Below are 11,822 nucleotides of genomic sequence, written 5' to 3'. Positions count from 1 at the left end.
CATTGTAAGAGCTGCTTGTAAAAACTCAATGAATATGACCTAATAACGAATGGGAATGGAAAGGTTGGCGAATTGCGTATTTTTTAATATTATGGAAGGGTAGCAAATATAAATACAGGATAAGTACGTGGTGAAATTTAAGAAGGAAAACTTTAAAGTGTGTAGTTTATGTGAGTTAACTTTTAGTTGAGAGAAGGAATGCTCAACTGAAATTCGTTTTATTGTATGTCTGGAGAGGAGAAGGTATTGAAATCATGTCAAAGTCTCGAGAAATTTCTAAGTGGTTTCGAAATATACAACATTCGAAAAAACTAAGCTGGGTTTCTTATATTTTATTAGGGGCAGTGTTGTTTTTTGCACTAATCAACAATGTGAAACCAGAGCAACTAGATGTTAAAATGCTCTCTATTTCTAATCAAACAATCCATTCTCCTATCAACATTGAAGATAAGATAACAACAGATAAGAAGAAAAGAGAGGCTGCTCAAAAAGTCGATGATCAATATACATATAAAAGTGAGTACAAGCAAAATAAAATTGATATTGTGAACTCGGTTTTTGATGCAATTAAAGAAGTAGATGCGGAAACAAAAGCGGCTGGCCCTGATGAGCAAAAAAAGGTTACGCCGGCAGACAGGCTGGAGAAACTGAAGAAGAAGTTACCTATAGATTTAACGAAAAGTTTATCTGATGCAGTGTTGTTACAATTTATTAATGCTGATCCAGATCAATTAGAAGCAGCGAAATATCCGGTCATAACAGCTGTTAACAATATAATGAGTTCACATATTAAAATGAATGAAGAAAATGAAGCGAGAGATCGCTTTGTGGAAGAAATCAAAAATATTAATGTTAATAGCGATTTAAAAGAAGCTTTAAATGCGCTTGGAAAGTATGCGATAGAAGCGAATTACTTTTATGATTCGAATGCTACAAAAGAGCGTAAAAAAAAGGCGGAAGATGAGGTCGCACCTGTTTACATATTACAAGGTCAAGTGCTTGTAAAAGAGGGGGACACAATTACTAGAGATATATATGAACAACTAAAATTAGTTGGGCTTCTCGAGCAAAATAATACCTTTCAGCCATTTGTAGGATTAGCGATTGTAATCGGTGTACTCTTATTCTTTATGCATAAGCAATTTGAAGTGTTTTTAAAGTTGAAAAGAGAAGAAAAACCATATATGTTGGCATATACAACGATCATAGCAATTACAGTTGTGTTGATGAAAGTAATTAGTTTGTTCCAAAAGCTGGAGTATGCAGGGATTGCATTTGTTGTTCCGGTTGCGATGGGATCAATATTAGTAAAATTGATGATTGGCGATCGCTTTGTATTTCTAACGAGTATCATTTTCTCTATATGTGGAAGTATTTTATTTAATGAAGGTGTCACGAGCACGTTAAATTATAATGTTGGGGTTTATTTCTTATTAAGCTCGTTATCTGTAAGTGTCTTTTTGAGAGAGAAAAATCGTCGTTCTATGATTTTGCAAGCAGGTATTCTTGTGTCTGTTTTAAATATTATTATGTTAGCAGCTTTATTGTTATTGCGAAATGGGAATTTCTCGCCGTTTGAAATTGGCTCACAATTATTGATGGCAGCAGCTTCCGGGATTATTTCCTCCATTTTAGCTATGGGGATTTTACCATATTTAGAAAGCGGCCTTGGAATTGTATCAAGTATGAAGCTTGTCGAACTTTCAAGCCCGAATCACCCGCTTCTTCGCAAGATTTTGTTAGAAGCGCCAGGTACATATCATCATAGTGTAATGGTTGCGAACCTTTCAGAGGCGGCATGTGAGGCCATAGGAGCGAACGGTGTGTTAGCACGTGTTGGCGCATATTATCATGATATCGGAAAGACAGTACAGCCTCATTTCTTTATTGAGAATCAAATGGGGATTGAGAATCCGCATGATAAATTAGATCCAGAAACGAGTAGGGATATTATTATTGCCCATGTTACCAATGGGGTAAAGATGTTAGAAGAACATCATATTCCGCAAGAAATTATTGATATTGCAGCACAGCACCATGGGACTACGCTATTAAAGTATTTTTATTATAAGGCTATTAAAGAAGATAAAGATAAGTATACAGAGGATATGTTCCGTTATCCGGGTTCAAAGGCGACATCGAAAGAATCTGCGATCGTTGGAATTGCAGATAGTGTAGAGGCGGCGGTGCGTTCTATGAACCATCCAACGCCGGAACAGATTAATAATTTAGTGAAAAATATTATTAAAGATCGCCTACAAGATGGGCAATTTAGCGACTGTGAACTTACTTTTAAAGAACTACAAATAGTAGGAAAAACTTTATGTGAAACATTGAATGGAATTTTCCATTCTCGTATTAAATATCCGGAACCACTGGAAGAAAAGGTGAAAGAATGAGTTTAGTAATTGATTTTTTTGATGAAACAGAAGAAGTGAAAGAAGACTATGTGGATATGATTCGTGAGCTGTTAGAAAAAGCTGCACAAATGGAAGGCGTGGAAGATGGGACGGAGCTGTCTGTTACTTTCGTCGATAATGAACGGATTCGAGAAATAAATCGTGATTATCGCGGAAAAGATCAGCCTACGGACGTGATTTCTTTTGCTCTTGAAGATATGGGAGAGGGTGAAACAGAAATCATAGGTGCTGATATGCCTCGTATGTTAGGAGATCTTATTATTTCTATCCCAAGAACAAAAGAGCAGGCTGAAGAATATGGCCATTCTTTTGATCGTGAATTAGGATTTTTAGCGTTACATGGATTTTTACACTTGCTTGGTTATGATCACATGACTGAAGAAGATGAAAAAGAGATGTTTGGAAAGCAAAAAGAAATTTTAGGAGCATTTGGATTAAGAAGATGAAAAAAGGAAAACTTATAAAGAGTTTTACGTATGCTATAGCTGGTATATGTTTTTGTCTTCGTCATGAACGAAATATGAAAATTCATTGTTTGGCCGCAGTTATTGTTATATGCTGCGGCCTTTATTTCCATGTAACAAGAACGGAATGGCTTATATTACTTGCTGTAATAGGTGCTGTAATGAGTTTGGAGATGGTGAATACAGCGATTGAAAAAACGGTTGATTTAGTAACAAAGGATTTTAACCCTCTTGCAAAAATTGCAAAAGATGTTGCAGCTGGTGCCGTTTTATTATTTACTATTATAGCAGTCATAATTGGTGCTATTATCTTTTTACCTTATGTGGTATAGTTGCATTCCAAAGATCTTCTTGTACTTGAGTGGTATTGAGCCTTTAATCAGTTGATTGTTTACTTAGGTGGTCATAATATCCTATTCAAAGTCCAAGTAGGTACATCGTTACTGATAGGGATGGAAAAGTATACCGTAGATGTGATGGAAACATGCATCGTATGGTTATGTCATTACGAGGAACGTAAAGTGTTATTTTAGAAGGAGATACGGCGCTTTTAGCCATAATCGTTGTAGTGGATTGGAAACGTTTCGTGCCTCTTTGTGGAGCGTGCCGTCAAGTTGTGATAGAATTATGTAAACAGAGTATAAAATATATTTATTAAATTTACATGGTGACACTGGGAAGACGACAGTTAGAAAGTTGTTACCAGGAGCATTTTTAGCGGAGGATTTACATGAATAACAAAGGTTATAAATCAGGTTTTGTCTCTATTATCGGGAGACCAAATGTTGGGAAATCTACATTTTTAAATCGAATTATCGGTCAAAAAATTGCTATTATGAGTGATAAACCACAAACAACTCGTAATAAAGTACAAGGTGTATATACAGAAAATGATGCGCAAGTGATTTTTATCGATACGCCTGGAATACATAAGCCAAAACATAAATTAGGCGATTTTATGGTGAAAATGGCACAAACGACATTGAAAGAAGTTGACATTGTACTCTTTATGGTCAATGCGGCGGAAGGCTTTGGTCGTGGTGAAGAATACATTATTGAAAAATTGAAGGAAACGAAGCAACCAGTATTTTTAGTGATTAATAAAATCGATCAAGTTCATCCAGAAAAATTATTAGAATTGATTGATCAATATCGCAACTTGTACGAATTTGCAGAAATTGTGCCGATTTCTGCATTGGAAGGTAATAATGTGGAAGCTTTAATTGGAGCAATTAAAAAATATTTACCAGAAGGACCGCAGTACTATCCAGAAAATCAAGTAACAGATCATCCGGAACGATTTATTATTGCTGAATTAATCCGTGAGAAAGTGCTTCATTTAACGCGTGAGGAAGTACCTCATTCAGTAGCAGTTGCGATTGATGCGATTCAAAAGCGTGAAGGTGGAGCGGTGTATGTAAATGCAACAATTATCGTGGAACGTCCTTCTCAAAAGGGAATTATTATTGGAAAGCAAGGGAAAATGTTGAAAGAAATCGGGAAGCGAGCTCGTTTTGATATTGAAGCCCTTCTTGGCTCTAAAGTGTTTTTAGAAGTATGGGTGAAAGTACAAAAAGATTGGCGTAATAAAATGTCCCAACTTCGTGATTTAGGTTTCCGTGAAGATGAATATTAATAGAAATTAGGAAAATTTTTTCTCACATGAAAATGGACAAAATGGGTCATTTTAATAACAACAAAAGAAATTGGTTTACATGCTATGCTTACTTAGAAAGGTGGATTCTTATGCTGGATTTTACCTGGAAGGTTTTCTCCAAAACAGGAAGTATTGAAACGTACTTGCTTTTGAAAGAAATGGAAAAAGATCTAAATGATGAGATGGATCAACATGAAGAGGAGCTAGCACATCTAGATTCTCCAATTTCTTGACCCGTTTTGTTCAATCCTTGGATGGTGACGAACATGTTTCAAAAAGTTGAGGGCATTGTTATCCGAACAACAGATTACGGAGAAACGAACAAGATTGTTACGATATTTTCTCGTGAATTTGGAAAAGTAAGTGCAATGGCAAGAGGAGCGAAAAAACCAAAAAGTAGGTTAGCATCTATTTCGCAACTCATGACGCATGGTCATTTCCTAATTCAAATGGGGTCTGGTCTCGGAACTTTGCAACAAGGTGAAATGATTTCATCGATGAAAGAAATTCGAGAAGATATTTTTTTAACTGCTTATGCATCGTTTATTGTGGAATTGACAGATAAAGCCACGGAAGATAAAAAGCACAATCCATATTTATTTGAAATGTTATATCAGACACTTCACTATATGTGTGATGGTGTCGATCCTGAAGTATTATCTCTTATTTATCAAACGAAAATGCTTCCGGTATTAGGGATGCATCCATACTTTGATACATGTGCGATTTGTCACCAAGAAACAGACTTTGTCGCCTTCTCTGTAAGAGAAGGCGGTTTTCTGTGCTCTCGTCACGCAGAACAAGATCCGTATCGCATTCCGGTGGGCGAGGCGGTTCATAAGTTATTACGTCTCTTTTATCACTTTGACTTAGGGCGACTCGGTAATGTATCAGTAAAAGAGGAAACGAAGCGACAAATTCGTACAGTATTGAATACATATTATGATGAATATTGTGGCATATATTTGAAATCGAGACGTTTTCTTGAACAACTTGATAAATTTCAAATATAATGAGGACCATATAAAGGTCCTTTTTACATACTTTCTTTTTCAAATAGCATATTTAGTATATAATATTTAGGAGATAGTATAACTTTTTTGTTTTGTATTGAAGGTGGTGATTATCATAGAGCTGAATAAACGACAAGAACATATCATTCAGATTGTAAAAGATCACGGTCCTATTACAGGAGAGTCAATCGCTGCACAGTTAAATTTAACGCGTGCAACATTAAGACCAGATTTGGCAATTTTAACGATGGCGGGTTATTTAGAAGCGCGTCCGCGCGTCGGTTATTTTTATACAGGGAAAACTGGTGGTCAGTTATTATCAGAAGCTGTTAAAAAAATTAAAGTACAAGATTATCAATCTAGACCAGTTGTCATTGATAAAAATGTTTCCGTATACGATGCAATTTGTACGATGTTTCTAGAGGACGTTGGTACTTTGTTTGTCGTGGATCAAACTACATTTTTAGTTGGCGTCGTTTCCCGTAAGGATTTATTGCGAGCAAGTTTAGGAAAGCAGGATTTAACCTCCCTTCCGGTTAATATTATTATGACGAGGATGCCAAACATTGCGATGTGTCATAAAGAGGATTCTTTATATGATGTTGCAATGGAATTAATAGAAAGACAGATTGATGCTGTACCCGTTGTAAAAGAAACAAAGCAGGGACTAGAAGTTGTTGGACGAATTACAAAAACGAATATTACGCGTGCGTTTGTGAATTTAGTAAATAATGAATAAGTGTAATTTGTTTAAAGTGAGGTAATGGAATGGTTAATAAAATCGTATATGTCGTATCTGATTCAGTCGGAGAGACTGCTGATTTAGTTGTTCGAGCGGCAATGGGACAATTTCCTTTCGCTCCTGATATTAGACGTGTACCGTATGTAGAAGATACAGGAACATTAAAAGAAGTGATATCAATCGCAAAGAGTAATCGGGCGCTGATTTGTTTTACACTCGTGAAGCCTGATATGCGTCAATATTTGTTAACAGAAGCGGCAAAAGAAGGCGTAGAAGCATATGATATCATCGGGCCTCTTATTGACCAAATTGCAGAAATTACAAGGCAAGTGCCAAGATATGAGCCAGGGATTGTTAGAAAACTGGATGAAGAATATTTTAAAAAGATTGAAGCGATTGAGTTTGCGGTTAAATATGACGATGGTCGAGATGCGCGTGGTATTTTGAAAGCTGATATTGTTTTAATTGGTGTTTCTCGTACATCAAAGACTCCACTTTCACAATATTTAGCTCATAATAAGCGATTAAAGGTTGCGAATGTACCGCTTGTTCCTGAGGTTGACCCGCCTGAAGAATTGTATCAAGTTCCAAAGGAAAAGTGTTTTGGTTTGAAAATTAATCCGGAAAAATTAAATCATATTCGGAGAGAGCGCTTGAAATCACTAGGATTAAGTGATGGGGCAACATATGCGAACATTAATCGTATTAAAGAAGAAATTGACCATTTTGAAAAAGTGATCAATAAAATAAATTGCCAAGTGATTGATGTGTCTAACAAAGCGATTGAAGAAACGGCAAATATTATTGTGAATGCGGTGCAAAACCAAAGAATGTTTTAGCACATTTACCAAAGGTGAATGTGTTTTTTTAGCTCAAAGACCAATCTGATTCAGAGGGAAATATTTATAGAACTGTAATGGTTAGAGAAATTTCAGAGGATATGTAGCGAAGTAGAAAGAAATATATTATAATAAAAAATTGTGATAAAAAACCTATATTTTACGTTTAGACTTTAATTTTTCAGAATAAACTAGGGATAGGATTTACGAAAAAAGACGTACATTTACGTAAAATCGACAAAAATCTAAACAAGAAAACGTACTTTGTAGAAGGATTCACTGAAGGGATGTAGAATACAGAAATATGCAAAACATCAGTAAGATTCTAGTTGATGCAGATGCATGTCCCGTAAAGGATGAAATTGTACAAGTCGGAACAAAATTTCATGTCGAAATTTTGTTTGTCGCATCCTATGCCCATCGTTCAAGAAAACAGCAAGGAAATTGGATCTATGTAGATTCTGAGCAAGATGAAGTTGATTTTTATATTTATAAGCATGCGAAAGCTACAGATCTCGTGATCACACAAGATATGGGACTTGCTGGTCTTCTTGTTAAAAAAGGAGTATATGTCTTATCTCCGAGAGGTACATTTGTGACAGATGAGCAAATGGATACAATTTTATATAGTAGATATGTGTCTGCTAAATTACGCAGACAAGGGACCTATACAAAGGGCCCAAAGTCATTTTCAAAGCAGGATCGACAATCTTTTTTAACAAGTTTAGAAAAAATATTGTCGAATTATAAAGGAATCCTTTAATTTGTATCGAATACAAAATACGACACGGAGATGGAGTTATGGGGAACAGAATTCCCGAAGAAGTTGTTGAACAGATTCGGACATCATCTGATATTGTAGAAGTAATTGGTGAGTATGTTCAGCTAAGAAAGCAAGGGCGTAATTATTTTGGACTTTGTCCGTTTCATGGTGAGAATTCTCCCTCCTTTTCTGTTTCATCAGATAAGCAAATTTTCCATTGCTTTGGATGTGGGGAAGGTGGAAATGTTTTTTCCTTTCTCATGAAGATGGAAGGCCTTTCTTTCACAGAAGCTGTACAGAAGCTTGGAGAAAGAAATCATATAGCAGTCGCAGATTATACATCAGGAAAAGAACAGCAGGACAATATATCTGATGACAATGTCATTATGTTACAGGCTCACGAACTCTTAAAAAAGTATTATCATCATTTGTTGGTAAATACAGAAGAGGGGAATGAAGCTCTTTCTTATTTATTAAATCGTGGTATTACGAAGGAAATGATTGAGAAGTTTGAAATTGGTTATGCATCACCAGATTGGGATGCAGCGGCGAAAATATTACAAAAAAGAGGTTTTTCGCTAATGACCATGGAGCAAGCGGGTCTCCTTGTAAGAAGTGAAAAGGATGGCAGTCATTACGACCGATTCCGTGGTAGAGTAATGTTTCCGATTCATACATTACAAGGAAAAGTGGCAGCATTTAGTGGAAGGGCGCTTGGAGATGATACTCCTAAATATTTAAATAGCCCAGAAACACCTATCTTTCACAAGAGCAAGTTGCTGTACAATTTCCATCAGGCAAGGCCGTTTATTAGAAAGCGTGGGCAGGTCGTCCTTTTTGAAGGTTATGCTGATGTTCTAGCTGCTGTAAAAAGCGGGGTTGAAGAAGCTGTCGCAACAATGGGAACAGCTTTAACAGAAGAACAGGCGAAACTTCTGCGACGTAATGTTGAAACTGTTGTTCTTTGCTATGATGGTGATAAGGCTGGACAAGAAGCGACAATGAAAGCGGGGCAACTCTTAACTCAAGTTGGTTGTCAAGTTAAAGTTACTGTATTGCCAGAGAAATTAGATCCTGATGAATATGTGCAACAATATGGAACAAAGGCTTTTGAAAATCTCGTCAAATCAAGTATAAGTTTTGTTGGATTTAAAATAAATTATTTGCGTTTAGGGAAAAATTTGCAAGATGAGTCCGGTAAAGAAGAATATGTAAAAAGTGTTTTAAAAGAGTTATCCTTATTGCAAGATGCGATGCAGGCAGAGTCCTATTTAAAATCGTTATCACAAGAATTTGCATATTCCATGGAAACACTTTTAAGTCAATTGCACCAATATCGCAAAGAACAAAAGATACAGCAAAAACAAGCGAAGCAAATTTCGAAGCCATCTCAAATTGTTCAAACGAGGCCGAAGCTATCCGGCTTTGAAAGGGCAGAGAGGGAACTTATTTACCATATGTTGCAAAGTGCCGAAGTAGCAGTGCGTATAGAGCCTCATATAGAAGATTTTCATACAGAAGAACATAAAGGGATTTTATATGAACTATACGCATATTATGAAAAGGGAAATGAACCTTCAGTCGGAAATTTTTTAAACTGGCTATCTGATGAAAAGTTGAAAAATATCGTTACCAATATTTCGACAGATGAGTTTATCAATCCAGAATATACAGATGAAATACTGGAAGGACACCTGGAAGCGTTAAAGCGCCATAAGGAAAAGTTGAAAAAGATGGAAACCATCTTTACAGTAAAGCAAATGGAAAAAGCTGATCCGCTAGAAGCTGCTAAATTTTACGCAGCGTATTTGCAAAATCAAAAAGCAAGAAGATAGCTTTTTGCATAAAATTTTAGTATAATGAATGTTTGTATCTCGCGTAAGGAGGGGAACAAATGGCTGATAAACCAGCTCGTTCTAAACAAATTGAAACTGAAATGACCCTTGAGCAAGTGAAAGAACAACTCACTGAGCTCGGAAAAAAACGTGGCGTTCTTACATATGAAGAGATTGCAGAACGCATGAACGGATTTGAGATTGAATCCGAACAAATGGATGAATATTATGAATATTTAGGTGAACAAGGGATTGATTTAGTTGGTGATAATGATGAAGGCCCAAATAATCATCAAATCACAAAAACGGAAGAAGAATTCGATTTAAATGATTTAAGTGTACCACCAGGTGTGAAAATCAATGACCCTGTTCGCATGTATTTAAAAGAAATCGGTCGTGTTGATTTATTATCTGCTGAAGAAGAAATTCAATTGGCGACTCGTATTGAAGAAGGCGATGAAGAAGCAAAACGCCGTCTTGCAGAAGCAAACTTACGTCTTGTTGTAAGTATTGCAAAAAGATACGTTGGCCGCGGTATGCTTTTCTTAGACCTTATTCAAGAAGGAAATATGGGTCTGATTAAAGCGGTTGAAAAGTTCGACTACCGTAAAGGATTTAAATTTAGTACGTATGCAACATGGTGGATTCGTCAAGCGATTACACGTGCGATTGCAGACCAAGCAAGAACAATTCGTATTCCGGTTCATATGGTTGAAACAATCAATAAATTAATCCGTGTACAACGTCAATTATTACAAGATTTAGGTCGTGAACCAACTCCGGAAGAGATTGGCGAAGAAATGGATCTTGCTCCAGAAAAAGTACGCGAAATCTTAAAAATTGCTCAGGAGCCAGTTTCTCTTGAGACACCGATTGGTGAAGAGGATGACTCACACTTAGGCGATTTTATCGAAGACCAAGAAGCAACATCACCTGCGGACCATGCAGCGTATGAATTATTGAAAGAACAATTAGAAGATGTGTTAGATACGCTAACAGATCGTGAAGAAAACGTTCTTCGTCTTCGTTTTGGTTTGGATGATGGACGAACTCGTACGCTTGAAGAAGTCGGAAAAGTATTCGGCGTAACAAGAGAGCGTATTCGCCAAATTGAAGCAAAAGCGCTTCGTAAATTAAGACATCCAAGCCGTAGCAAACGGTTAAAAGATTTCTTAGAGTAGGTCTTATATAAGTTTACTTCACCTTTGTGAAGTAAACTTTTTTATTTTGTTAAGTTTTGTTAAAATTTAGCTGTAAGTACCGATTACAATACTTGTAATTTATTTTACAGAATTGTCTTTTGATTTGCAAATGCTCATTTTTCGATTTTTCGATTAATTTTGTGTATTTTATACAAAAATATATGTAGAAAAACAAAAAATATGATGAGAAACATAGATATTTATCAAAAAAATATAGGGTAAAAATAAGATAGTCAATAAACTGAATTTATGGAATATTTTTAACAACTGACAATTTCGCCTTTTCTGATAGAGCGTTTTCAAGTACAATAGAAATAACTGAATCATCTAACTATTAGGGGGTATAGAGGGGGGAGAAAATATATGAAACGTAATCCGTTGATTCCATTCGCTCTTATTGCAGCACTAGGTATTATCGTGATGTTCGTATTTTCATTTCAAGGGTTACATAAGTCTAAAGAGCTAGCTGATGCTAAAAATGGAGGAAAGCAAACTCAAACAGCATCAAAGCCTGAAGACATTGTAAAACAAAACTGTACGAGCTGCCATGGTGATCAGTTACAAGGTGCAGTGGGACCTGAACTACAAAAAATTGGCGGGAAACTTTCTAAAGATGAAATTAAAGAAGTGATTGTAAAAGGAAAAGGAAATATGCCGCCTAATTTAATTCCAGCAGATCAAGCTTCCAAAGTAGCAGATTGGTTATCGAAGAAAAAATAAAGAAAAACAAGCCCTTTACTTTTCAAGTAAAGGGCTTGTTTTTCTTTTCTTTCTAAAATACGATTAAAGAAAGATAAAGGGATTGAATGATTGTTGCTTACTTGCAACAATACTTGTTCATTCATTATCATGGAAACAGACTGACAAGAGAAGGAGCAATGGAAATA

At 36.0% G+C, this 11,822-nt stretch carries 12 protein-coding genes and 1 pseudogene; all 13 read left to right on the top strand.

Going from position 1 to position 11,822, the window contains the following annotated elements:
• Positions 1–254 precede the first annotated feature (254 nt).
• Positions 255–2,399: an HD family phosphohydrolase gene (locus MR063_RS02825; RefSeq protein ID WP_242193234.1), complete on the top strand. Its 2,145-nt coding sequence runs from the start codon at positions 255–257 to the stop codon at positions 2,397–2,399.
• On the top strand, positions 2,396–2,866 hold the full coding sequence (ybeY, locus tag MR063_RS02820) for an rRNA maturation RNase YbeY (RefSeq protein ID WP_242145333.1): 471 nt from the start codon (positions 2,396–2,398) through the stop codon (positions 2,864–2,866). The genes MR063_RS02825 and ybeY overlap by 4 nt, the downstream gene beginning before the upstream one ends.
• Positions 2,863–3,216 (top strand): diacylglycerol kinase family protein, encoded by a 354-nt coding sequence (locus MR063_RS02815; RefSeq protein WP_242193231.1) that lies wholly within the window; start codon positions 2,863–2,865, stop codon positions 3,214–3,216. Before ybeY ends, MR063_RS02815 begins: the two co-directional genes overlap by 4 nt.
• An 87-nt stretch (positions 3,217–3,303) precedes the next feature.
• A pseudogene (locus MR063_RS22045) lies at positions 3,304–3,622 on the top strand (cytidine/deoxycytidylate deaminase family protein); the annotation flags it as partial.
• Positions 3,615–4,520 carry a GTPase Era gene (era, locus tag MR063_RS02805; RefSeq protein ID WP_242145331.1) on the top strand — a complete coding sequence of 302 codons (906 nt, stop codon included), beginning with the start codon at positions 3,615–3,617 and terminating at the stop codon, positions 4,518–4,520. The pseudogene MR063_RS22045 and the gene era, both read left to right, overlap by 8 nt.
• Positions 4,521–4,630: 110 nt before the next feature.
• Positions 4,631–4,774, top strand: coding sequence for a YqzL family protein (locus MR063_RS02800; RefSeq protein ID WP_012095489.1), 144 nt, complete (start codon positions 4,631–4,633; stop codon positions 4,772–4,774).
• Positions 4,775–4,807: 33 nt separating this feature from the next.
• Positions 4,808–5,554, top strand: a complete 747-nt coding sequence (gene recO / locus MR063_RS02795; protein ID WP_242145330.1) for a DNA repair protein RecO — start codon at positions 4,808–4,810, stop codon at positions 5,552–5,554.
• A 106-nt stretch (positions 5,555–5,660) separates the two neighbouring features.
• Entirely contained in the window at positions 5,661–6,293 is a 633-nt protein-coding gene (locus tag MR063_RS02790; protein ID WP_242145329.1) for a transcriptional regulator CcpN, read from the top strand.
• Positions 6,294–6,322: 29 nt separating this feature from the next.
• Positions 6,323–7,135 carry a pyruvate, water dikinase regulatory protein gene (locus MR063_RS02785; RefSeq protein ID WP_242145328.1) on the top strand — a complete coding sequence of 271 codons (813 nt, stop codon included), beginning with the start codon at positions 6,323–6,325 and terminating at the stop codon, positions 7,133–7,135.
• Positions 7,136–7,439: 304 nt separating this feature from the next.
• Complete coding sequence (locus MR063_RS02780) at positions 7,440–7,898, top strand: YaiI/YqxD family protein (RefSeq protein ID WP_242145327.1); 459 nt, start codon at positions 7,440–7,442, stop codon at positions 7,896–7,898.
• Positions 7,899–7,936: 38 nt separating this feature from the next.
• On the top strand, positions 7,937–9,733 hold the full coding sequence (gene dnaG, locus MR063_RS02775; protein WP_242145326.1) for a DNA primase: 1,797 nt from the start codon (positions 7,937–7,939) through the stop codon (positions 9,731–9,733).
• A gap of 59 nt (positions 9,734–9,792) precedes the next feature.
• Positions 9,793–10,914, top strand: coding sequence for an RNA polymerase sigma factor RpoD (gene rpoD, locus MR063_RS02770; RefSeq protein WP_012095483.1), 1,122 nt, complete (start codon positions 9,793–9,795; stop codon positions 10,912–10,914).
• 384 nt (positions 10,915–11,298) lie between these two features.
• A complete protein-coding gene (gene cccA, locus MR063_RS02765) occupies positions 11,299–11,655 on the top strand; it encodes a cytochrome c550 (protein WP_012095482.1) in 357 nt (118 codons plus the stop codon).
• Positions 11,656–11,822 lie beyond the last annotated feature (167 nt).

The organism is Bacillus cereus group sp. BfR-BA-01492, from assembly GCF_022662815.1.
Classification (GTDB): Bacteria; Bacillota; Bacilli; order Bacillales; family Bacillaceae_G; genus Bacillus_A; species Bacillus_A cereus_BD.
Note: the sequence above shows the minus strand (reverse complement) of the source record. Positions and strands in the feature narration are given on the sequence as shown.

Excerpts from the sequence above, each read along its gene's own strand:
- MR063_RS02825 (WP_242193234.1), top strand. The coding sequence starts at position 255 with ATGTCAAAGTCTCGAGAAATTTCTAAGTGGTTTCGAAATATACAACAT.
- ybeY (WP_242145333.1), top strand. The coding sequence starts at position 2,396 with ATGAGTTTAGTAATTGATTTTTTTGATGAAACAGAAGAAGTGAAAGAA.
- MR063_RS02815 (WP_242193231.1), top strand. The coding sequence starts at position 2,863 with ATGAAAAAAGGAAAACTTATAAAGAGTTTTACGTATGCTATAGCTGGT.
- era (WP_242145331.1), top strand. The coding sequence starts at position 3,615 with ATGAATAACAAAGGTTATAAATCAGGTTTTGTCTCTATTATCGGGAGA.
- MR063_RS02800 (WP_012095489.1), top strand. The coding sequence starts at position 4,631 with ATGCTGGATTTTACCTGGAAGGTTTTCTCCAAAACAGGAAGTATTGAA.
- recO (WP_242145330.1), top strand. The coding sequence starts at position 4,808 with ATGTTTCAAAAAGTTGAGGGCATTGTTATCCGAACAACAGATTACGGA.
- MR063_RS02785 (WP_242145328.1), top strand. The coding sequence starts at position 6,323 with ATGGTTAATAAAATCGTATATGTCGTATCTGATTCAGTCGGAGAGACT.
- MR063_RS02780 (WP_242145327.1), top strand. The coding sequence starts at position 7,440 with ATGCAAAACATCAGTAAGATTCTAGTTGATGCAGATGCATGTCCCGTA.
- dnaG (WP_242145326.1), top strand. The coding sequence starts at position 7,937 with ATGGGGAACAGAATTCCCGAAGAAGTTGTTGAACAGATTCGGACATCA.
- rpoD (WP_012095483.1), top strand. The coding sequence starts at position 9,793 with ATGGCTGATAAACCAGCTCGTTCTAAACAAATTGAAACTGAAATGACC.
- cccA (WP_012095482.1), top strand. The coding sequence starts at position 11,299 with ATGAAACGTAATCCGTTGATTCCATTCGCTCTTATTGCAGCACTAGGT.